Source organism: Peribacillus sp. BM1 (assembly GCF_056679975.1).
This window is the reverse complement of the sequence record NZ_CM155259.1, coordinates 3,869,573-3,891,940: the sequence shown is the minus strand read 5'-3', so window position 1 is coordinate 3,891,940 and position 22,368 is coordinate 3,869,573. Positions and strand designations below refer to the sequence as shown.

23 protein-coding genes are annotated in these 22,368 nt (G+C 39.5%); 18 read left to right on the top strand and 5 right to left on the bottom strand.

Features of this window, described 5'->3' with window-relative positions:
• Nucleotides 1–247: 247 nt before the first annotated feature.
• Nucleotides 248–787, bottom strand: coding sequence for a CDP-diacylglycerol--serine O-phosphatidyltransferase (gene pssA, locus AC1MGI_RS18705; protein WP_480346928.1), 540 nt, complete (start codon nucleotides 785–787; stop codon nucleotides 248–250).
• 114 nt (nucleotides 788–901) lie between these two features.
• On the opposite strand from pssA, the gene AC1MGI_RS18700 reads away from it, so the two are divergent.
• On the top strand, nucleotides 902–1,684 hold the full coding sequence (locus tag AC1MGI_RS18700; RefSeq protein WP_480346926.1) for a phosphatidylserine decarboxylase: 783 nt from the start codon (nucleotides 902–904) through the stop codon (nucleotides 1,682–1,684).
• A 134-nt stretch (nucleotides 1,685–1,818) separates the two neighbouring features.
• Here the strand turns inward: AC1MGI_RS18700 and AC1MGI_RS18695 are convergent, their stop codons facing one another.
• On the bottom strand, nucleotides 1,819–1,962 hold the full coding sequence (locus AC1MGI_RS18695; RefSeq protein ID WP_062183039.1) for a sporulation histidine kinase inhibitor Sda: 144 nt from the start codon (nucleotides 1,960–1,962) through the stop codon (nucleotides 1,819–1,821).
• Between the two features lie 483 nt (nucleotides 1,963–2,445).
• Here AC1MGI_RS18695 and AC1MGI_RS18690 point away from each other — a divergent pair, with 483 nt between their 5' ends.
• The 8 genes from AC1MGI_RS18690 to AC1MGI_RS18655 all read left to right on the top strand — a co-directional run bounded on the left by AC1MGI_RS18690 (nucleotide 2,446) and on the right by AC1MGI_RS18655 (nucleotide 7,567).
• Entirely contained in the window at nucleotides 2,446–2,967 is a 522-nt protein-coding gene (locus tag AC1MGI_RS18690) for a YqeG family HAD IIIA-type phosphatase (RefSeq protein ID WP_062177797.1), read from the top strand.
• Complete coding sequence (gene yqeH / locus AC1MGI_RS18685) at nucleotides 2,967–4,073, top strand: ribosome biogenesis GTPase YqeH (protein WP_480349875.1); 1,107 nt, start codon at nucleotides 2,967–2,969, stop codon at nucleotides 4,071–4,073. The genes AC1MGI_RS18690 and yqeH overlap by 1 nt, the downstream gene beginning before the upstream one ends.
• A gap of 61 nt (nucleotides 4,074–4,134) precedes the next feature.
• Nucleotides 4,135–4,968, top strand: a complete 834-nt coding sequence (gene aroE / locus AC1MGI_RS18680; protein WP_480346923.1) for a shikimate dehydrogenase — start codon at nucleotides 4,135–4,137, stop codon at nucleotides 4,966–4,968.
• Nucleotides 4,969–5,259: a ribosome assembly RNA-binding protein YhbY gene (gene yhbY / locus AC1MGI_RS18675; RefSeq protein ID WP_062177804.1), complete on the top strand. Its 291-nt coding sequence runs from the start codon at nucleotides 4,969–4,971 to the stop codon at nucleotides 5,257–5,259.
• A 2-nt stretch (nucleotides 5,260–5,261) separates the two neighbouring features.
• Nucleotides 5,262–5,831 (top strand): nicotinate-nucleotide adenylyltransferase, encoded by a 570-nt coding sequence (locus tag AC1MGI_RS18670; RefSeq protein WP_480346921.1) that lies wholly within the window; start codon nucleotides 5,262–5,264, stop codon nucleotides 5,829–5,831.
• Entirely contained in the window at nucleotides 5,821–6,384 is a 564-nt protein-coding gene (gene yqeK / locus AC1MGI_RS18665; protein ID WP_480346919.1) for a bis(5'-nucleosyl)-tetraphosphatase (symmetrical) YqeK, read from the top strand. Before AC1MGI_RS18670 ends, yqeK begins: the two co-directional genes overlap by 11 nt.
• 83 nt (nucleotides 6,385–6,467) lie before the next feature.
• Entirely contained in the window at nucleotides 6,468–6,824 is a 357-nt protein-coding gene (gene rsfS, locus AC1MGI_RS18660) for a ribosome silencing factor (RefSeq protein WP_480346918.1), read from the top strand.
• On the top strand, nucleotides 6,821–7,567 hold the full coding sequence (locus AC1MGI_RS18655) for a class I SAM-dependent DNA methyltransferase (protein ID WP_480346915.1): 747 nt from the start codon (nucleotides 6,821–6,823) through the stop codon (nucleotides 7,565–7,567). The genes rsfS and AC1MGI_RS18655 overlap by 4 nt, the downstream gene beginning before the upstream one ends.
• Nucleotides 7,568–7,842: 275 nt before the next feature.
• Here the strand turns inward: AC1MGI_RS18655 and comER are convergent, their stop codons facing one another.
• A complete protein-coding gene (gene comER / locus AC1MGI_RS18650) occupies nucleotides 7,843–8,670 on the bottom strand; it encodes a late competence protein ComER (protein ID WP_480346914.1) in 828 nt (275 codons plus the stop codon).
• Between the two features lie 92 nt (nucleotides 8,671–8,762).
• Here comER and AC1MGI_RS18645 point away from each other — a divergent pair, with 92 nt between their 5' ends.
• The 3 genes from AC1MGI_RS18645 (at nucleotide 8,763) to AC1MGI_RS18635 (ending at nucleotide 12,962) form a co-directional block, all read left to right on the top strand.
• Nucleotides 8,763–9,383, top strand: a complete 621-nt coding sequence (locus AC1MGI_RS18645) for a helix-hairpin-helix domain-containing protein (protein ID WP_480346913.1) — start codon at nucleotides 8,763–8,765, stop codon at nucleotides 9,381–9,383.
• A 268-nt stretch (nucleotides 9,384–9,651) separates the two neighbouring features.
• Nucleotides 9,652–10,227, top strand: a complete 576-nt coding sequence (locus AC1MGI_RS18640) for a ComE operon protein 2 (protein ID WP_480349873.1) — start codon at nucleotides 9,652–9,654, stop codon at nucleotides 10,225–10,227.
• A gap of 428 nt (nucleotides 10,228–10,655) precedes the next feature.
• The gene (locus AC1MGI_RS18635) at nucleotides 10,656–12,962 is read left to right on the top strand and encodes a DNA internalization-related competence protein ComEC/Rec2 (protein ID WP_480346911.1); all 2,307 of its coding nucleotides are present in this window, start codon (nucleotides 10,656–10,658) and stop codon (nucleotides 12,960–12,962) included.
• A gap of 101 nt (nucleotides 12,963–13,063) precedes the next feature.
• On the opposite strand, the gene AC1MGI_RS18630 is transcribed toward AC1MGI_RS18635, so the two are convergent.
• Entirely contained in the window at nucleotides 13,064–13,198 is a 135-nt protein-coding gene (locus tag AC1MGI_RS18630; RefSeq protein ID WP_082674969.1) for a YqzM family protein, read from the bottom strand.
• A gap of 529 nt (nucleotides 13,199–13,727) precedes the next feature.
• Here AC1MGI_RS18630 and holA point away from each other — a divergent pair.
• On the top strand, nucleotides 13,728–14,741 hold the full coding sequence (holA, locus tag AC1MGI_RS18625; RefSeq protein ID WP_480346909.1) for a DNA polymerase III subunit delta: 1,014 nt from the start codon (nucleotides 13,728–13,730) through the stop codon (nucleotides 14,739–14,741).
• Nucleotides 14,742–14,863: 122 nt separating this feature from the next.
• On the opposite strand, the gene rpsT is transcribed toward holA, so the two are convergent.
• Complete coding sequence (gene rpsT, locus AC1MGI_RS18620; RefSeq protein WP_480346907.1) at nucleotides 14,864–15,130, bottom strand: 30S ribosomal protein S20; 267 nt, start codon at nucleotides 15,128–15,130, stop codon at nucleotides 14,864–14,866.
• 468 nt (nucleotides 15,131–15,598) lie between these two features.
• On the opposite strand from rpsT, the gene gpr reads away from it, so the two are divergent.
• From gpr to hemW, 5 genes are all read left to right on the top strand, one after another.
• Complete coding sequence (gene gpr, locus AC1MGI_RS18615; RefSeq protein ID WP_480346906.1) at nucleotides 15,599–16,717, top strand: GPR endopeptidase; 1,119 nt, start codon at nucleotides 15,599–15,601, stop codon at nucleotides 16,715–16,717.
• An 81-nt stretch (nucleotides 16,718–16,798) separates the two neighbouring features.
• Complete coding sequence (gene spoIIP, locus AC1MGI_RS18610) at nucleotides 16,799–17,992, top strand: stage II sporulation protein P (protein ID WP_480346904.1); 1,194 nt, start codon at nucleotides 16,799–16,801, stop codon at nucleotides 17,990–17,992.
• Between the two features lie 18 nt (nucleotides 17,993–18,010).
• A complete protein-coding gene (locus AC1MGI_RS18605) occupies nucleotides 18,011–18,343 on the top strand; it encodes a YqxA family protein (protein WP_480346901.1) in 333 nt (110 codons plus the stop codon).
• Between the two features lie 694 nt (nucleotides 18,344–19,037).
• Nucleotides 19,038–20,873 carry a translation elongation factor 4 gene (gene lepA / locus AC1MGI_RS18600; protein WP_480346899.1) on the top strand — a complete coding sequence of 612 codons (1,836 nt, stop codon included), beginning with the start codon at nucleotides 19,038–19,040 and terminating at the stop codon, nucleotides 20,871–20,873.
• A gap of 292 nt (nucleotides 20,874–21,165) precedes the next feature.
• The gene (gene hemW / locus AC1MGI_RS18595; RefSeq protein WP_480346897.1) at nucleotides 21,166–22,305 is read left to right on the top strand and encodes a radical SAM family heme chaperone HemW; all 1,140 of its coding nucleotides are present in this window, start codon (nucleotides 21,166–21,168) and stop codon (nucleotides 22,303–22,305) included.
• Nucleotides 22,306–22,368: the final 63 nt, after the last annotated feature.

The following is a 22,368-nucleotide window of genomic DNA, read 5'->3' as shown; positions in this document are numbered from 1 at the left end:
CAAAAAGGGTCTGACTTCGCACTTTATATACTGTTTAGTGGTATATCGCTAAACGGTATATCGAAATTCGGGAGCAGGCCCTTTTATTCAAAGAATAATATTTTTATGGGGGTTAGTGTGTAACCTCACACCTGCCAAGTTCGGACGATCACAATGCGCTGACTTCTGTGTTGCGCGTCATGATGTACGCGATGACACAGTTCGCAAGCTTTTTTACCGGACTTTTGGAACTACCTCTGATATTATTCTAGACTTTTTTAAGTTTAAATGGACTGATCATGAGTAAAGATAATATAATCATGAAGAATAAGAAAAATACGGACGGAGCGTACTGAATTACAAGGAAGCTTAATGTCAATAGGCAGCCAGCTACCGTAATCGGCAATCCGATAAAATAGCCATTGTTTTCACTGATGTTAAAACGGGCTAGCCTAAAAGCTCCACAGCCAATATAAAAAACAGTGAAGAAACTGCCTGGTGCTCCAAAATCAAAGATGATTCCTTGATAGAGAAGTAAGGCTGGAGCGACGCCAAATGAGATAATATCACACATAGAGTCGAGTTGCTTACCTAACGCCGATTCAATATTAAATTTTCGTGCGATCATTCCATCGAAGCGGTCGCAAAGTGCGGCTAGAAAGATTAATAGAAGACTAAGATTCAATTGATTCGTTAAAACAGCTATAATTGCAAATCCGCCAAGTGATAAATTTAGAAGGGTAATAATATTTGCCGTTTGTGCTTTCAATTTTTTTAACGTAAGATCCAAAGCATGCAGGAAAAACAAATCATCCACTCCCTTCCTGTATTGTTAAAAGTATTGATTATATAATCATATTATTTCTGATACAATTTATGCAAGAATTATTTCTATTATTTAACAAACGGTGGTGTATGGTATTTGTACCAATCTTTATATCGTCTATTTATTGAGTTAACAAATGGAAGAGTTACTTCAGGCACTTTGCGGAAGTTTAGTCAGTCTACAAAGAGCCGCGCAGTGGTCCCTTCCTTTGTGAAAATCTTTCAAATTAATCACGAGGAAAGTGAGCAGAACGTTACAACTTATCCTACTCTACATGATTTATTTACGCGTAGGCTGAAAGATGGCGTAAGAGTGATTGATTCAGAGCCTAATTCTGTCGTTAGTCCTGTAGATGGTGTTTTTGAGGATTATGGTTTAATTACTATGAATAAAGAGATTGTGGTCAAAGGAAAAACGTATTCAATCGAGGAAATGCTGGATGATACAACTGTTTTTGAGAAGTATGTTGGTGGCAGCTTTGCGGTGCTCTATTTAAGTCCGAGCCATTATCATCGAATTCATGCACCAATTTCAGGGAACGTTACGAAACGGTGGATAAAAGGGGAGAAATCCTATCCAGTGAATCGACTGGGCATGAAATATGGTCGTTCTCCTTTATCTAAGAATTATCGAAATATCACGGAGGTTCAGCATCATTTGGCGCATGTTGCTATTGTAAAGGTTGGTGCGATGTTTGTGAACTCCATCGTTATATCAGATGAAGCTAATCAATTAAAAAAAGGTCAGGAGTTTGCTTATTTCAGCTTTGGTTCAACGGTTGTGTTGCTTTTTGAAAAGGGCAGTTTTGAGAAAAGAGAAGATTTAATTGTTCCAAAAGAAGTGAAAGTAGGAGAACGAATTGGGAAGGTAAAGGGGTGAGCAGAGGGAGTCTATATCGAAAAGGCAAGACCCTCACAACTAATATATCTCGTTCATATGAAGTGTAAATCATACAAGTAACGGTGTATAAAGTGTGAGGTCGGCTCCTTTTTTGAGACATCCTCTAAAATCCATTATGCTAAAGAACCTCTAATTTTGTGAGTTAAAGATCTTCGTTGAATTTCTGTTTCGATTAAAATGATGAAGTCTGAACTTAACTTCAGTTTTATGGCTTTGAAATAAGCTTCGATTAATAAATCATCTGATAGTTTATTCATTGGCATGCCCTAAGGCAGGTCACCTCCAATTTTTTTCCTAGGAATAAAAATTATTTCACATGCATATAGTGGTAAGTGATCTATGTTATAGTCATACCTTACCAGAAAAAGTAATCGAGAACAATCGTTCTAGTTATCCACAATGGACGTGGATAAGTTGTGGGTATTTTGTTTATAAATGATTGTTTGGTCTGCTAATCTAAGGGGATAATGTGTATAACTTTATCCACAATGAAAATAATTGAAGAATTTGTCGAAATGTTTTTAGGAATATACGTAACATATGAATAGGATGGACGGATTGTAAATGGTCATGCAATAGCGAAATTCATTAGGTTTGCCGCTTTCCAGCGCTGCTTTTTTATATTATGATGGAACTTTACGGCAAGACTAAAGAAGAGAGCGTGTTTTCTTTTAGAAATTTGTTGTAACAAACAAGAAAAGGGTTGAACAGTAATTCAAGAGAGGTTATTGAGGTGAATCATGCTTAAATTATTTTTACCAAATGAACATGTGAAAAGCATTTTTGAGATAAAGCCTGAAGACTTGAAAAAAAAAGGCGTAAAGGGGATTATTACAGATTTAGATAATACCCTTGTAGAATGGGACAGGCCTTTAGCAACGCCTAAATTAATGGAGTGGTTCGAATCCATGCGCAATCACGGGATTTTAATCACTATTGTTTCAAATAATAATGAAACGAGAGTAAAGTCTTTTTCTGATCCGCTTCAGATCCCGTTTATTTCACTTGCACGTAAGCCGATGAGCAGATCTTTTCGCAGAGCGGCTGAACAAATGGGCATTAAGCGAGAAGAGGCCGTGGTGATTGGCGATCAGTTGATGACAGATGTGTTGGGTGGAAATCGAGGCGGCTTTCATACGATCCTTGTCGTGCCGGTTGTACAGACAGATGGATTCTGGACGAAGTTTAATCGGAAAATAGAAAGACGGATTTTGGCATTTTTCAGAAGAAAAGGAATGATAGAATGGGACAATCAGAAGTAATGCACGAGGAAGAGCTAGCTTGCATCGGTTGTGGAGTGAAAGTCCAAACCGAAGACCCGAAAGCTTTGGGGTACACGCCTAAGTCAGCGTTGGAAAAAGAAATGATTATTTGCCAACGCTGCTTTAAATTGAAACATTATAATGAAGTACAGGATGTTTCTCTGACAGATGATGACTTCTTAAAGATCTTGAATCAAGTAGGTCAAACCGATTCATTAATTGTGAAGATCGTGGATATATTTGATTTTAATGGCAGTTGGTTGCCTGGGTTACATCGTTTTGTTGGCTCTAATGATGTCCTATTGATTGGCAATAAAGTAGACTTGTTACCAAAATCGGTAAAGCATAATCGATTGATTCACTGGATGAAGGAGTCTGCTAGAGAGCTTGGCTTAAATCCAGTTGATGTGTTATTGGTGAGTGCTGAGAAAGGTAACCAAATCCAAGAAGCAGCATCCGCGATCGAACAGTATCGGAACGGAAAAGATGTCTATGTTGTTGGTTGTACAAACGTTGGTAAATCAACATTCATCAATCGGCTGATCAAGCAAGTGAGCGGAGAGGAAGATGTGATTACAACATCTCATTTCCCAGGAACGACGCTTGATATTATTGAAATTCCGCTGGATGATGAAAAAGCATTGATTGATACACCAGGTATCATTAACCATCATCAAATGGCTCATTATGTCGATAAACGTGATTTAAAATTCATCACACCGAAAAAAGAAATTAAGCCGAAGATTTATCAGCTTAATGAAGAACAAACATTATTCTTTGGCGGTTTGGCTCGATTGGATTATGTGTCAGGCGGTCGCCGTTCTTTCACATGCTATTTGTCCAATGAATTGAATATTCACCGTACAAAGCTTGAAAAAGCGGATGAATTATATAAAAATCATGCAGGCGAGCTTTTAACTCCTCCGCGCAGAGAAGGTATGGCTGATTTTCCTGAACTGGTCGCTCATGAATTTTCCATCAAAGAAGCGAAAATGGACATTGTCTTCTCAGGTTTAGGCTGGGTAACGTTGAATGAGCCAGGTGCAAGAGTTGTTGCTCATGTTCCAAAGGGTGTTAATGTGATTTTACGAAAATCTTTAATTTAACAAGAACGAAGTAAAGAATCATTTTAGTTAGATAGAATAGAGAGGTTTTAGGGGGAAAAGGATGAAAAAAATCTACGGAGTTATAGGGGACCCGATTGCGCATTCGATATCACCAGCGATTCAAAACGATGCTTTTACTCATCAAGAACTAGATTGTATCTATCATCCATTCCATATAACACCAGAAAACTTGAGTGATGCGGTAAAAGGAATGAAAGCGATTGGTATTGCTGGCTTTAATATCACCATTCCACATAAAACGACCATCATTCCCTATCTTGACGAGATAGATGAGCTTGCTGCTACAATTGGTGCAGTTAACACTGTTTCTTATCAGGATGGCAAGTATATCGGGTATAATACAGATGCCATGGGTTTTTATAAGGCGTTATCTGATCAAATCTCAAATCTAACAGAGAAGAAAATCTTAGTAATTGGAGCTGGTGGCGCAGCGCGAGCCATCTATTTTACGCTGCTTTCGCACGGTGCTATCTCCGTTGATATAACGAATCGGACGTTAGAAAAGGCGGAAGCGCTAATAGCGGATTGTCCATTTGAAAAACAATCAGTCGCTCTAACGCTCTTACAGGCAGAAGAGCAGCTAGCAGATTATGATGTGATTATTCAAACGACCTCTGCTGGAATGAGTCCCCATCTGGATGAAATGCCATTTAGCATTCGAAATTTATCAGAGGGTTCATTTGTGAGTGATATTATCTATAACCCACTGGAAACAAAGCTATTAAAAGAAGCAAAGCAAAAAGGTGCCGACGTTCAAAACGGATTGGACATGTTGGTCTACCAGGCTGCCTTAGCTTTCCAAATCTGGACAGGGATTACTCCGGATACAACTAGAATGAAAAACATCATGCGAACGACATTAGGAGGAAAATAAATGCTTACAGGTAAACAAAAACGATTTTTACGTGCAAAGGCACATCATCTTAATCCAATTTTTCAAGTTGGGAAAGGTGGCGTCAATGACAATCTGATTAAACAGATCGGTGAAGCATTAGAAGTACGAGAATTAATCAAAGTGAGTGTGCTGCAAAACTGTGATGAAGACCGAGATGACGTAGGTATGGCGCTATCAAAGGGAGCACGTGCTGAGCTTGTACAAATCATTGGCAATACGATTGTGTTGTATAAAGAATCTAGAGAAAATAAACAAATCAAGCTGCCTTGAGTATGAAAAAGGTCGGAATCCTTGGTGGCACATTTAACCCGCCACATATTGCCCACCTGATTATTGCGAATGAAGTGCTGGATGCATTAAAATTGGATGAAATCAGATTTATGCCCAATTACACGCCGCCGCATAAAATAAAAACAGACGATGTCCCAGATGATGATCGTGTTGCGATGCTTAAGCTTGCGATTGACTCTCACTCGTCATTTTTACTAGAAACGATTGAGTTAGAACGAAAAGGTACGTCTTATACGTTTGATACGATAAAAGTCCTCCTTGACCGTGAGCCGAATACAGAATTCTATTTTATCATTGGTGCAGATATGATTGAATATTTACCAAACTGGCATCGAATTGATGAGTTGGTTGAGCTTGTTACTTTTGTTGGCGTCAAGCGGCCGGGGTATGAGGTTTCTACAAATTATCCTGTGGAGATGGTAGATATTCCTGAAATGCTGATTTCATCCTCTTTAATCAGGGAACGGGTCAAGCAAAGGAAAACTATTCGTTATTTAGTTCCTGATCAAGTTTGGGAATATATGAAAGGGAATGGATCGTATGAAACGTGAGGAAGCGCTGGAAATCGTAAAAAAACAGCTGACAGAACGAAGATACGTGCATACAATCGGTGTGATGGAAACGGCGATTAAACTTGCTAGACAGTATGGAGCAGATGAGGAAAAGGCTGAGCTTGCTGCGATCTTCCATGATTATGCGAAATTCCGTCCGATCGAAGAAATGAAGGAGATTGTAATCTCTGAGAATATGGCTTCTGAGTTACTTGAATATGGCGACGAGCTGCTTCATGCCCCGGTTGGTGCGTACCTAGTACAAAAAGAGGTGGGCATTACCGATCCGGAAGTGTTAGCTGCTATTTCCCACCATACATCTGGTAGAGTGAACATGACGCTACTTGACAAGATTGTCTATTTAGCGGATTATATTGAACCGGGACGTTCTTTCCCTGGTGTGGAAGAAGTACGGCAGTTGGCGAAAGAAAGTTTGGATACGGCGTTATTACAATCTGTTTCCAATACGCTTACATTTTTGATAAAAAATAACCAAGCGGTGTACCCGGATACGTTTCATTTTTATAATGCTTTAATTTTACAACATAAGTGAGGGTTCAAAAGGACATTGAGGAGCAATGCCGCAATTCGCAAGCTTTTTCGGACCTTTGAACAACTCAATAAGGAGAAGATTTGATGACTGAAAGAGAGCTATTAATAACGGCAGCAACGGCTGCTGATGATAAACGCGCAGAGGACATTCTTGCATTAAATATGAAAGGAATTTCTTTGATTGCAGATTATTTTCTAATTTGCCATGGTAATTCTGATAAGCAGGTCCAAGCGATTGCTCGTGAAATGAAACAAAAAGCAGAAGAAAATGGCATTGAAGTAAGACGCATGGAAGGCTTTGACGAAGCAAAATGGATCCTTGTTGATTTGGGGGATGTGGTTGCCCATGTATTCCATCGTGATGAAAGAGGATACTACAATCTTGAACGTCTATGGGGAGATGCTCCAATCGAGAACTTGCAAAGCGAATTAAGCCAATGAGTTATGAACGCTTCGCCTATGTGTATGATGAATTGATGAAGGATGCTCCTTATGAGAAATGGCTTGAGCTCCTTCTATCAAAAATGAACCAGTACGAGGCAAGTGGCCAAAACGTGCTTGATCTTGCATGTGGTACGGGTGAGTTTACAGTAGAACTGGCAAAGCTAGGCTTTCATGTTTCCGGCGTGGATTTATCAGAGGAAATGCTGGCAATAGCAAATGAGAAAGCAACTTTATTAGGACTCTCCATTCCGTTTTATCAACAAAATATGGCACAGCTTTTCGGGCTTGGCGTTTATGATTGTGTAACCCTGTTTTGTGACTCTTTAAATTATCTTCGCGAGGAAGCAGATGTTGCGGAAACATTTCGCTCTGTTCATGCTCATCTGAAACAGGGTGGCTTGTTTTTATTTGATATCCACTCCATCTATAAAATGGAGCATGTTTTTCAAAACCAAACGTTTGCGATAAGCGATGAAGAGGTTTCATATATTTGGGAATGTTATGCAGGAGAAGAGCCCTATAGTGTGGAGCACGATTTAAGTTTCTTCGTCCGTGATCCCAAAAATCGCCTGTATAATCGCTTTGATGAATACCATTATCAACGCACATACCCGGTTTCTTTTTATCAGGAAAAGCTTGTAGAATGCGGTTTTGAAGTGCTTGAGTTGTTATCAGACTTAGAGGATGAACCGATTCACGATCAAACCGAGCGGATTTTATTTGTAGCAAAGAAGAAATAAGTAATGAAAAGGGTCTGACCTCACACTCAATAATCGTTTCCGTCGTATAAACGATTATAGTAGATGTGGGGACAGACCCAATTGATATTGGACAGCCTTTCTTTTCTGTGGAAAAGGGGCGGGGCTTCGCAAAATTAGCGCAGCTACCCACCTTCATAAGATGATGGAATTGGAGAACTTGAACCTTTTTCATCGTTGGGTTGCGCGTAGACGCTTATGGATGCTTTTTATAAAAATTAAAAAAAGAAAAGGATTTCTGCATTCAATGACGAATATTAATAAGGAGTTCTAAATTGTTTTTCCACTTCTTCAATGTCTTCTGTAAATTTCTCCTTTGTCGCTAGGAAAAGATGCTCGAACATTTCCCCTGTTTCTGCTTCAAGGATTTTCATTCCTTCACCAGTAATTCCGCCTTTTACCATTACTTTCTCTTGTAGTGTTGGTAAAGTGTAGATGCCTTTCTTAAGTAAGTCCCCTAAGCCGATTACCATATTTTCTGTTAAGATACTTGCCGTTTCTTCGTCTATTTTTGTTGTTTGAACAGCCCCGTCGATAAACTTTCTTGCTAAATACGTGAAAAATGCCGGTCCACAGCTCACAATATCAGAAGCAGCCCGTGTTATTTCATTTTCAATTATCACCGCCTCTGACATACTATTCGCTAATGCGGTAATCGTTTCTTTCCAAACGCTTTGACATTGGCTTCCGAAGCTGAGTAAAGATACACCAGAAAGAGCGCGATTGGTAATGCTTGGGATGAAGCGAGCGCAAGAACAATCCAATTGAGATTCAAGTTGGTCGACTGAGATTGGACTTGTAATCGAGATCACACATTTGTCTTGGTTTATATAAGGCTTGATGGTTTGAAGTACCGGCAAAACCTCCAAAGGCTTCACACAGACAAAGAGGGCATCAGCATGCTTTGCAACATCAGCCGCGGTATTTACCACGGTTACGCCTTTATAATGATACTGGATAGCGAGTGCTTTTTTTAGAGTGCGGTTCGTGATGATGAGATCTTCTTCTGTGATTGCTTTTGCTTCCAGCCATGATTCAAGTAAAACAGTCCCCATATTTCCCGTTCCGATTACACCAATTTTCAAAATTTACCACCTCCTACTAAACGGAACTACTCCTAAACTCTATGATGCCAATTGCTTGGTTATGACGAAAATTAAAATGAAGGGTGATTTCAATGGACGTTCAAGGAAAAAAGAAAATAATCATCGGTACAGCAGTAGGAATTACTTTATTACTCGGTTTTGCTTATTTTCAAACTTCAAAGCCGGAACCTAAGGAAACGGCAGCTATTTTTTCTGATGGGGGCGGTGTATTTGATGAGCCGTTAAAGCAGGAGGAAGAGGAACAAGAAGAGGTTATCATTAAAGTAGATGTGAAAGGAGCGGTTAACCGTCCTGGCGTCTATATCGCAGATAGCGGTGATCGAGTGATTGACCTTATTGCAGATGCTGGAGACTTCACAAGTGAAGCGAATAAAGATCAAGTGAATTTAGCGCAAGTTGTAGAAGATCAAATGGTCATCCTTGTACCGGAAATTGGTGATGAGGGTGTAGGTGGGGTAGCAACAGGTCCGGAGACATCCTCAGGAGGTTCGTCTGACGGAAAAATAAATCTGAATACGGCGACACAAGCAGAGTTGGAGACATTAACGGGCGTTGGCCCATCAAAGGCACTGAGCATCATCGACTATCGGGAAAAAACCGGGAAGTTTCAAAGTGTAGAAGATTTGAAAAAGATATCGGGAATCGGCGATAAAACGTTTGAAAAATTAAAGGATTCGATAAAGGTAAAATAATCGGCTATTCAAATGGGGGAAGAGAAGGTAAAATGTAGACAATGTCGGAATAGGTTGTTCAAAAAAAGTTCTGGTTTTCTGATCTACACGTGTTGCTGGTTACGGAAAGGGGTCTGTCCCAAACGTATGGGTCAGACCCCGCAACGACTCTATACAGATTATAGCTAGGCTAGTATTTTACTACTCTATACTGTGTATAGAGTACAAGGTCAGACCCTTTTGGGACATCTTCTTCTCGGCTACTAAAAGTGAAAAAGGGGAATGTATGTTGAATCGAATTAGTTGGAATCAATATTTCATGGCGCAAAGTCATTTATTAGCATTAAGAAGTACATGTACAAGATTAGCGGTTGGTGCAACGATTGTCCGTGATAAACGAATCATTGCCGGTGGATATAATGGTTCAATCGCTGGTGGCACGCATTGCATCGATGATGGTTGCTATGTGATTGATAATCATTGTGTCAGGACGATTCATGCTGAGATGAATGCAGTTTTACAATGTGCCAAGTTCGGCGTACCGACTGAAGGCTCTGAAATTTATGTCACACACTTTCCTTGCTTGCAATGCTGTAAATCATTAATACAAGCGGGAATCAAAGCGGTTTATTATGCAAAAAATTATAAAAACCATCCTTACGCTATAGAGCTTTTCGAGCAAGCAGGTGTTACAGTTGAGCAGGTTTTAACAGAGGAAATCATTGACCTAAAAGGTAAGGAAAAACAAAATCTTGTTGCTGATTTATTAACCGCACTGTTAGAAGCTGGCGGTTCGATTGAACAGGTGAATGAACTTCAGAAACAGGCAGAACGACTATTTTTATTCCGCATTAACGGGCAGTAATACCCCCACCTCAAGGCTTTGAGGAATCAAAGCCTTGAGGTGGAGAATAACTGCCCGTAAAAGCCCGATTGGTGAGATACAGTGAAACTTACCTTTGTGGTTCTCAAAGGTATAGTTGAGGCCCACAGGAACAGGATGTGGGTCACACAGACATTGCCGCAGGACGCGGCGTACTTAGTCTGTGATTCATTGAATCGGTCGTAGTGTCGCTTTATCGAAGTGGAACGGAAATATTAGCGACACTAGAACGGGACTAACAATCAGCAGGGGATGAAGACCCCCACTGATTGAAGTTTCACTTTATTAAAAAAGATGGAGAGTGACTAAAAATTAAAAAGAGGAAAACGACAACTTTGATTACATGATTCGGATCACTTTGGACGAGATACCCCTTTTTAGTCCTTTTCCATATAGTTGAAGGAGGCCTTATGACGAAACAACTCATATACGCTGCGGTATCTGCCACATTTGGCGTAACAGCTTTCACTTATTTCGGGTGGGAATGGCTTGTTTGCGCGTTCCTTTATTATGGTTTCCTTTATTTTCAAATCCCTAGCAAAATTTTAGCTCTTCACCTCTTTGTCCTTCTGCTATTTTTCCTCAGTGCGACTATTTCTGAAAAAAACAACCGTACGGAACTTTCAGGTATGGAAACAAACTTCACGATTACTTTTACGGATTCAATCGACATTGACGGAGATATGATGAAAGGCTTTGTGACAGCTGAGCATAACGAAAAGCTCCAGCTACGGTATAAGATTTCTTCTGAATCTGAAAAAATAGAGTTGCAAAAACATATGAAAGTTGCTTTGTCTTGTCCTGTCGCGGGCGTTCTGGAAGTACCGAGTGGGATGCGCAATTTTAATAGCTTTGATTATCAGCTGTATTTAAAAAGACAAGGCATTCATTGGGTTCTTAAAGCGGATTCGATTGAATTTGCGAAATGCATATTAAAAAAACACACCGCCAAGCAAGCCATTCAGGATTTTAGGAATAAGGGGATATCCTATGTAAATGAGCATTTTCCCAAAGAGTCAAGTGGGTATGTGAATGCCCTCCTATTTGGAGAGCAGAAGCTGATTGATGAAGAAGAACTTCAAAACTATCAGCGTTTGGGCATTGTTCACTTGTTAGCGATTTCAGGATTGCATGTTAGTTTTTTAACAAGTATGATTTTTTATCTTGGTATCCGGGTCGGTATAACACGAGAAAAGATGTCTCTCGTCATGCTTCTGTTTTTGCCGATATATATCATCCTCTCTGGTGCAAGTCCTTCCGTTCTTCGTGCATGCTTCATGGCGATGTTATTCTTTCTCCTTTCTTTTATCAAAAAGCATATTTCTGCCTCTGAAACGATTTCCAGTATTTATTTGCTCCTTCTTTTATACGACCCGAACCATCTCTACAATATTGGTTTTCAGCTTTCCTTTTCTGTTGCTTTTTCCATTATCATGTCGCTTAGAATCTTTGAACGAATTCAAAATCAACTCGCTTTACTCCTTGTTTCCAGTCTTCTATGTCAGCTTGCGGCCATTCCGATTTTACTGTTTCACTTTTTTGAGTTTTCATTAATTGGTGTGCTTTTGAATGTGATGTTTATTCCGATCTATTCTGTCGTTCTCTTGCCGTTTTCGATACTTGTTCTACTTGTACATCTTCTTATCAATTCGTTCGGTGAATTTCTGCTTTTTTTTCTAAATGAAAGCTTTGTGTTATGTAATGCGATAGCGGGGTTTACAGCGGACCTGCCATTTGCTTATATTAGCTTTGGCAAACCTGTATTCCTCATTCTTTTGTTGATAATTATCTTGATACTTGCCTTGTTTGTCGTGTGGGATTTGGATAATCACCGAAAAACAAAGATTTTATTTCTTGTACTGACTCTCTTGCTTTTATTGCAATATAATATCCAGAAGTTGTCTCCATATGGGGAAGTGACCTTCATTGATATTGGTCAGGGAGATTCGATTTTCATTAAGCTTCCTTTCAATAAGGGAAATTATTTAATTGACACGGGCGGTAGTATTAGTTTTGAACAGGAGGCATGGAAAGATAGGCGAAAAACCTATTCAACCGGTGAGGATACCGTAATCCCTTTTTTAAAAAGCAAAGGAATCCATACACTTGATTTGCTTATTTTGACCCATCCAGATGCAGATCATATCGGTAGTGCGGATGATATTGTTGAGAATATTCACGTGAAGAAAATTGTCATCGGCGGTGGAAGTGAAGAAATTTATAAAAATAAGAAGTTCATACAAACAGCCCTAATGTCAGGGAGTGAGGTTACGTCTGTAAAACGCGGGGATCATTGGTCAGTGGGTGAAGCTACATTTTACGTTTTGAATCCATACAGGGATGAGGAGGACGTGAATGAATCATCGATTGTATTGTATGCGGAAATGGGCGGGGTAAGCTGGTTGTTTACTGGTGACTTTGGTGAGCAAGGGGAACAAGTGTTAATTCAGGAATATCCCAGGTTAGTCGTTGACATATTAAAAGCTGGTCATCATGGAAGTAAAACATCTTCGTCCGTCGCATTCATCGAAAGTCTGAAGCCGAAAACAGCTGTCATATCAGCTGGTGTGAATAATCGTTACGGTCATCCGCATCAACAAGTGCTAGACATATTAAGCAATGCAAGAATATCTGTCTACAGAACGGACCTACATGGAGCCATTTCTTATCAGTATTATCAGAAACGAAATGGAACCTTTTCCACAGCGTTGCCATAGGATGGAGTATATAAGAAAAACGAGTCCATTTTACAAAAAAGGAACTGCTAAACGCAGTCCCAATCTTTGTGCCTGTTTGGAGAGCTGTTATGTAGACCAGATTAAGAACCAATAACCTGAACGGTTACAGCAATTCCGAAAATAACGGCAAAAAACACAAATGAAACGATGAAACCTATTGCAGAGTCATTTACATCGTTTGATCTCGGTTGCAAATTTTTTTCAAATTCGTTCATTTATACCCCTCCTATTTCTTTAATAGTATAAGCGATTACAAAGAAAAAATCTAGGACACCATTTTCAAAATATGGTATTTAATAAAATGATTTCTGATGTCTTTCAGTAGTAATTCGGGATTAGCAGCTCGTGAGAAGTAATACGTCCTTTTGTAGAAAATCAACTTCCTATACTGACAAGAGTTGTCACAAATAGTTTTGGCTTAAGAGGCTAAAATAAATGTACAAAGCAAAGAAAGACGCATGACTTATTATCATGTATCAAATACCGCTTGAGAGAAAGTTAAACCCGGGAACTTACTTGACAGCGTTTATATAAAGTGGGGAATTGGTCAACACGAGGCCAATTCCCTAAAGTTCGGGGAAGATTTTCTAAAAAGAAACATACGCGTTCTTTTGTGGGGCTAATTCTCGGAAGCGGCCTCTTGTCCTATCCTAGTTGCATCAATGTTTACCTTTAAATAGCTTGTCAAAGTCTCTTGTTATCTATACGATAAGAGGGAGATTACATAAAAAGAGGCGGTATTCCTTGGTAGTAGACGTTTGGAAAAATATTAAAAAAAAGCAATTTGCGCCAATTTACTTATTGGTTGGAACAGAATCCTATTTGATTAACGAAACGAAGCAGCTTTTGATGCAGCATGCTCTCCTTGGGGATGAAATTGATTTCAATTTCTCGCAATATGATCTTGAAGAAACACCGATAGAAACAGCGTTAGAGGATGCAGAAACGCTGCCGTTTATCGGTGAGCGTCGTCTTGTATTTGTTCAAAATCCTTTCTTTTTGACAGCAGGTGATAAAAAACAAAAGGTTGAGCATGATGTGAAACGATTGGAAGCCTACTTAGCTGATCCTGTTCCTTATTCCATTTTAGTCATTGCGGCACCGTATGAAAAACTGGATGAACGGAAGAAAATCACAAAAGAACTGAAGCGCAAGGCTGTTGTTGTTGAAGCGAAGAAGTTGAACGAACATGAGCTAAAAGTGTGGATCCGGGATAGAGCAAAGATGTCACAGATTCAAATAGACGAGCAAGCAATCGATTTATTGCTTGAATTGGCTGGGACAAATTTAATGATGTTAACGAATGAACTAGATAAAATGGCCATGTATGTAGGGGAAGAAAAAAGAATTGATGCTGTGATTGTAGAAAAATTAGTGGCTAAATCATTGGAACAAAACATTTTCACACTAGTCGATCATTTACTACAGCGGAAAATTGAAAGTGCCATTACTATTTTTCATGACTTGCTGCGCCAAAATGAAGAACCGATTAAAATATTGAGCGTGATGGCTGGGCAAGTACGCCTTCTTTATCAAGTTAAGGAACTGGCAAGACAAGGCTACAGCCAGCAAAAAATCGCAGGTTCCATGAAAATTCATCCCTATAGAGTAAAGCTCGCTCTTGAAAAAACCGGGAAATTCGGTGAAAGTGAATTGATGACAATTATGCATGAACTAGCTGAAGCGGATTATAAAATGAAGACAGGACAAAGCGATAAAGCCATTACGCTTGAACTGTTAATGCTGAAAATGGGCTGACTCTTAAAGATACGAAGCGTTGATCTGGGTTTTGCTGAAGAATTAAAAAAAGGTGTCCGAATGAACGGACACCTTTTTGCCTGTAAAAAAACGATCCAGGGGATCGTTCATTCGTTTGTTGATTAAGCGTTTAAAGCATTAAGCCTTTTCGTTAAACGAGATTTTTTACGGGCTGCCGCATTTTTATGGATTAATCCTTTAGATGCAGCTTTGTCTAATTTTTTAGCAGCTATTAAAAGAGCGTCTTTTGCAGTTGCAGCGTTGTCGCCAGCTAGAGCAGCTTCAGCGTTTTTAATAGTTGTACGCATTGCAGATTTTACAGTAGCGTTTTGTACGCGTTTAGAATCGTTTGTTTTCACGCGTTTAATAGCAGATTTAATATTTGGCATTCCGTTCACCTCCTACATTAAAAAATCGAGATTATATGAACTCGACTTATCAGTTCTATACTTAAATAGCACAAGTGATATTTTATCAGAATGCATTCTATAATGCAATACCCTTCAAAAGGAATAATTGACGCTAAAAGCAAACTTTATCTCGTTATAGAGTATTGTACCAAAAAAATGAATAAGAAAAAAGAAATATTAGCAGAATGGTAATAAGAAAAGCGAAATCGCCTTGTTCAGCTTCCGAAGAAATAGGGGACTTCCCCACGAAGGCGCTTTTTGCCTTCTTGGGTAATCAACAATTTCACAGGAAGCTAGGCGATGGAGCTAGACAATAAGAAAAGCAAAATCCCCTATTTCGCAGGAAGCTAGGTGGTGGAGCTAGACAGTAAGAAAAGTGGAACCACCTCTTTAAAACTAATACGATTCTTCTTAAGACAACTACCATTACAAATAACGGAGGTCAAAATGGAAAAGAATTTGGATTTAAGCCAGTATTCGATAAGAACGGATCTTGCAGTGGAAGCTACTGCATTAGCCGCAGCTCACAAAGGGGTTTCAGGTGAGAAGAATATTTCAAAAATTGAAGGAGTGATCATTAAAGAAAAAAATAAGAATGATTTAAAAATTTCCCTTGTCGAGGTGACAGAGAAAGGTGCCGAGCAAATCGGTAAGAAAAAGGGAAGTTATTTAACCATTGAAGTGCAAGGAATTCGCCAGCAAGATACAGAGACTCAACAAATGGTAGAAAAAGTGTTTGCAAAAGAACTGGCTCAATTTTTACAGGCAAGAAATATTTCTAAAGAAAGCAGTTGTCTCGTTGTCGGACTTGGAAATTGGAATGTAACGCCTGATGCATTAGGACCTGCAGTGGTTGAGAATCTAGTTATTACAAGGCATTTATTCGAATTGCAGCCAGAATCTGTTGAGGAAGGATTTCGTCCAGTGAGCGGAGTTTCTCCTGGTGTTATGGGGATTACTGGGATTGAAACAAGCGATATTATTCAAGGTGTGATTGATAAAAGTAAGCCAGACTTTCTAATTGTCATAGATGCTCTGGCCGCGAGTTCAATTGAGAGAGTGAACTCTACTATTCAAATTACCGATACAGGCATCCATCCAGGTTCTGGTGTGGGAAACAAGCGAAAGGAATTGAGCGAGGATACACTAGGCATTCCTGTTATTGCGATTGGCGTTCCGACTGTTGTGGATGCGGTATCGATTACAAGTGACACGATTGATTATATTTTAAAGCATTTTGGGAAAGAGTTGAGAGAGGGAGATCAACCATCAAGGGCTCTGGCACCAGCAGGCTTCAGTTTTGGAAAAAAGAAGAAGCTGACAGAAGCGGATTTGCCTGACGAATCGCACCGTCAAACTTTTCTCGGCATCGTCGGGACACTACCAGATGACGAAAAGCGCAAGCTAATTTATGAGGTATTGTCGCCAATTGGTCATAATCTTATGGTGACGCCAAAAGAAGTAGATGTGTTTATAGAAGATATGGCGAACTTGATTGCAAATGGCTTGAATGCAGCGTTGCATGGATCAATTAATCAAGACAATACAGGGTACTATACTAGGTAAAAGCATGCTTTTAAACTGATAGTTCTACTCTCTCTATTAAAGTCATATTTATAGGAGACAAGCAATAGAGAGGGTGAAAAAATGAAAAGAAACCGATCAGGCGGAATAATCACAGTTGTCCACGGAGCCACCATTATAAAAGGGTTTTTGTCCGTTCTCGTCATGATGGTTTTGCTATTTTCAATAATTGGAGTCATGACTTCTTTGCGTCCTGAATATCGGCTATCCTCCGAGTCTGTGAATGCAATGACCGATCAAATTTCAGGGAAAATGTTGTATTCATTACTAGCAAATGAAAATCATTATTTTTTTTCAGCATTACCTGAGGGGAAGTCAAGTTCAAATATCACGCAGCAAATATTAAAACTATCAGCGAATATATCTTTAGATGATCCGCGTAGCCTTCTAGGTCGAGAGCTTCCAGGGTTTTCGATTTTTGATAGCGAGATTTTGGTAGCAGGTGAAGGGACGAATTATACGAATATGCCGTATGAATCCTCGCCACCGAATGACGTTCTAAATGATGAACGAGAAGCAGCGATACAGAATTTAGATGGAATCGTTGAACCGGCAAAAGAGCCTGTAAAAACACCTGCAATGACGACAGATGGAAAAAAGGTCGTCTATATTTACCATTCTCATAATCGAGAATCGTTTTTACCATACTTAAAAGATGTTACTGCTCCGAATTTAGCCTATCATTCACAAATCAACATAACGAAGCTTGGTTTGAAACTGCTTCAGGATTTAGAAAGTAAAGGAATCGGTTCTTCTCTTGAAAAAACAGATGTACAGGCTAACCTTAATAAAAAAGGGCTCAAATATACAAAGTCCTACCAGGAATCACGCTCGATTGCTGTAAGTGCGATGGATAATAATCGTGATTTAGATTATTTAATTGATATTCATCGTGATTCTAAAAGAAAAAAGAATACAACCATTATGATTAATGGGAAACAATACGCCAAAATTGCCTTTGTCATCGGTTCGAATAATCCGAACCCTGAGAAAAATATTGCGTTAGCTACAAAGCTTCATCATGCCATTGAGAAAAAGTATCCTGGTTTATCAAGGGGAGTTTTGAAACAAGGTGGCAAAGGGAACAATGGCGTCTACAATCAAGATCTCTCTGGGAATGCGATGTTACTTGAAGTGGGTGGTGTTGATAATACATTTGAAGAAATGTATTTAACCATTGATGCATTTGCCAATGTTTTTAGTGAATTTTACTGGGATGCGAAGGAAGTTAATGTACCGGTTACGGAGAAAAAGTAATAGGAAGGAGTGTCATTTGTGCTTCGATTTTCTTTTAAATGTTTCTTAATTGTCCTAGTTTTGTTCTTCGGAGTGTTGATCGGGATGCAACAAGCGAATACGGGCATGAAAAAAATGAAAGGCTATGATGACCCTTCTTTCTATAATGCTTTCACGGTTACAGAATCAGATGAAGGAGACATTCATGCATCCATTCTCGGAGAAACAGTCACAAGTCATGATTTAGCCAAGAAAAAAGAAAAGCTTGAAGAAATGAAAGCTTATAATTTTTTCTCATCAGTAGGGAAGGGAATGAGTGAGGCTGTTTCTAGTGTTTTTAAAAAAGCGTTTCAATTCATCTCGGATCTCTAGATAAATTGTACTGGAATTAAGTAAAGGTTTTACCTGAACTTGGTTCTTTTGATTCAAGAAGGGAAAAAGACGGAGCTAGATGGGATATTTCGCTATAATCATTCAACCACCAATTCAAATTCCCTCGATCTAACCCCTTTTATTACAAATTTTATAAAGCCCCGTAGCGAAATGATGCGACCGGCTATTATAAGTGGAAACTCTAGTCTTGCTGCGTGCCCAACCTCCCTTTTTTAAGCTTTACGCGCCGGAAAGCAATTTTGCGAGCGGGATTTGCAATTTGCATGCCAGAATGGTGGGTTTTCGCGCCGGAATGATCCCTTTGCGAGCGAGAATGGAGATTTGTGAGCGAGAGCTAAATTTAGTGATATAAAACAGGAAAAGAAAGATGCAAATTGGATCTACGTTAAAATTCATTCAACCATCAATGCAAATTGCCTCGAGACCGCGCCCCATACAGCTCGCTCGTCTTATATTTAGGCGCCTTCCGCTTTTCCAACAGTCTAGCTCCAGGCGCCATCGGCTCGAACATAAGCCAATCAATCTGATGGGGAGAAGAGCACTCCCCATACAGCTTGCTCGTCTTATGTTTATTGCCGATAAGCAGGCGCCTTCCGCTTTTCCTTGAACATTGCTTTTTCTCTTGTTATAATGTAAAACAGTGTATTTGTGTCGAGAAGTAGGAGTGAACGTGATGAATAGAGAAGAAAAATTAAAAAGACAATCCAAAATTAGAAATTTTTCCATCATTGCTCATATAGACCATGGGAAATCGACGTTGGCAGATCGTATTTTGGAAAAGACGAATGCCTTGCAGCAACGTGAAATGAAGAGTCAGCTGCTCGATTCGATGGATTTAGAGCGTGAGCGTGGAATTACGATTAAATTGAACGCCGTACAATTAAAGTATAACGCGAGGGATGGAGAAGAGTATATTTTCCATTTAATTGATACACCGGGGCACGTCGATTTTACATACGAAGTTTCCCGAAGCTTAGCAGCCTGTGAAGGTGCTGTGCTTGTAGTCGATGCCGCGCAAGGAATAGAAGCACAGACCCTTGCTAACGTGTATTTGGCATTAGATAATGATCTCGAAATTATTCCTGTTATTAATAAAATTGACCTACCAAGTGCTGATCCTGAACGGGTCAGAAATGAAATTGAAGAAGTAATCGGGCTTGATGCATCAGATGCGGTTCTTGCTTCTGCTAAAGCTGGTATCGGCATTGAGGATATTCTAGAGCAGGTTGTTGAATTAGTTCCAGCACCACAAGGAGATCCAGATGCACCGCTTAAAGCACTTATCTTTGACTCCGTATACGATGCCTACCGCGGTGTTGTTGCTTATATCCGTGTTATTGACGGTTCAGTAAAAGTTGGCGATCGAGTGAAAATGATGGCTACAGGCAAAGAGTTCGATGTAACAGAAGTTGGTGTCTTTTCGCCGAAATCTCAACTTGTTGATGAACTTAATATCGGGGATGTAGGCTTTTTATCAGCTGCCATTAAACATGTTGGTGATACACGTGTTGGGGATACGATTACGAATGCCAAGAATGGTGCGACTGAATCGCTTCCTGGTTACCGTAAGCTTAATCCAATGGTGTATTGCGGCCTGTATCCAATTGATTCGGCGAAATTTAACGACTTGCGTGATGCTCTTGAAAAGCTTGAATTGAATGACTCAGCTTTGCAGTTCGAACCTGAGTCGTCTCAAGCCCTCGGATTTGGTTTCCGTTGTGGATTTTTAGGACTGCTTCACATGGAAATTATTCAAGAGCGTATTGAACGTGAATTTAAAATCGACTTAATTACGACTGCGCCAAGTGTTATCTACGATGTCGTTATGACAGATGGTACGCAACTGAAAATCGATAACCCTGCTAATATGCCGGATGGGCAAAAAATTGAACATGTTGAAGAACCTTATGTAAAAGCGACAATGATGGCACCAAATGAATTTGTCGGCGCAATTATGGAGCTTTGCCAAAACAAGCGCGGGAATTTTATTGATATGCAGTATTTAGACGAAACACGCGTCAGTATCAAGTATGAAATTCCACTTTCTGAGATTGTTTATGATTTCTTTGATCAATTGAAATCAAATACAAGAGGCTATGCATCTTTTGATTATGAATTAATCGGATATAAGCCATCTAAGCTAGTGAAGATGGACATTCTACTAAATACAGAGACAGTGGATGCATTAAGCTTCATCGTCCACAATGATTTTGCTTATGAACGTGGGAAAGTCATTGTTGAAAAATTAAAGAAGCTAATCCCTAGACAGCAATTTGAAGTGCCGATACAAGCGGCGATCGGTCAGAAAATTGTCGCTCGTTCTACGATTAGTGCGATGCGGAAAAACGTTCTGGCAAAATGTTATGGCGGTGACATTTCCCGTAAACGTAAACTTCTTGATAAGCAAAAAGAAGGTAAAAAACGGATGAAGCAAGTCGGATCTGTTGAAGTACCTCAAGAAGCATTTATGGCTGTACTAAAAATGGATGACACAACGCCAAAAAAATAAAGTGAGTTTCAAAAAGAGGGTAGGCCATGGAAATTTCGGTGTCTAGCCTCTTTTTGATTTTTTATACAAAATAAATATGGCGTAAAAACGTCACCATTTATCATGAAGGACCCATCCTGTAGCAAGCTACACTCACCTTATCACAAGGTGGCGGTGCGGAGCCGGAATTTTGGATGCTTTCTCGATAAAATCAGTATACCTGCAAAGTAGATTGGTTTTAGTAGTAAGTCGCGAAGCCCCGTCCCATGTCCTTCATACAAACAAGGATTACTAACAAAAGGTTGTGAACTATATGATAAAAAGCGCTTATATCCATATCCCGTTTTGTGAGCATATTTGCCACTATTGTGATTTCAATAAAGTATTTTTAAAAGGACAGCCGGTGGATGAATATTTAGCCATGATGAAAAAAGAAATGCAATTACAGTTGAATAAATATCCAACTACTGGGCTTGATACCGTTTTTGTTGGTGGCGGAACCCCGACATCTTTAGACGAAAAACAGCTCGCGTTTCTTTGTGATTCAATTTCTGAATGGATGCCGATGAATAAAGGGGCAGAGTATTCCTTTGAAGCAAACCCTGGTGATCTTTCCCGTGAAAAATTAGACATCATGTTTCAGTCCGGGGTAAATCGGCTTAGTTTTGGGGTACAAAGTTTTAATGATGATTTATTAAAAAGAATTGGTCGAACACACCGAGCAAAAGAAGTGTATGAAACGATTGAAAAAGCGCAGTCGGTCGGCTTTACGAATATAAGTATTGACTTGATTTATGGACTTCCTGGTCAGACGATGGAAGATTTTCTAGAAACGCTTAATGCAGCGCTTGCACTTGATTTGCCGCATTACTCTAGTTATTCGCTGATTGTCGAGCCAAAAACAGTTTTTTATAATTTAATGCAAAAGGGAAAACTAAACTTGCCACCTCAGGATCTAGAAGCGCGCATGTATGAGCAGCTAATGGAAACGATGGATAAGCATGGTCTCAATCAATATGAAATCAGCAATTTTGCAAAAACAGGCTATGAAAGTCGTCATAACCTAACCTATTGGAATAATGATGAGTATTATGGCATCGGCGCTGGGGCTCATGGCTATACGGCGGGGAGCCGAATCGCTAATCATGGGCCAGTGAAGAAATATATGACACCACTTGTAGATAACGAGCTCCCTGTCCTAGAAAATCATCTTGTCCCCATTCATGAACAAATGGAAGAGGAAATGTTTTTGGGGTTAAGAAAAACAGCAGGTGTTTCTTACGCGAAATTTACCGATAAATTTCGGGTGGAAATGACAGATGTTTTTGCAAAACCACTCGAAAAACATGTTGGAAAAGGCTTGCTAGAAGAGAAGGCTGGGTTTGTGCGATTAACTAAGCAAGGCAAACTACTAGGCAATGAAGTATTCCAGGAATTCCTTGGTTTGGAATAAAGATGGGCAATCTCTAAAAAAAATGAAGAAAGTTCTAGGTCTAAACCGTTGACATCACTACCG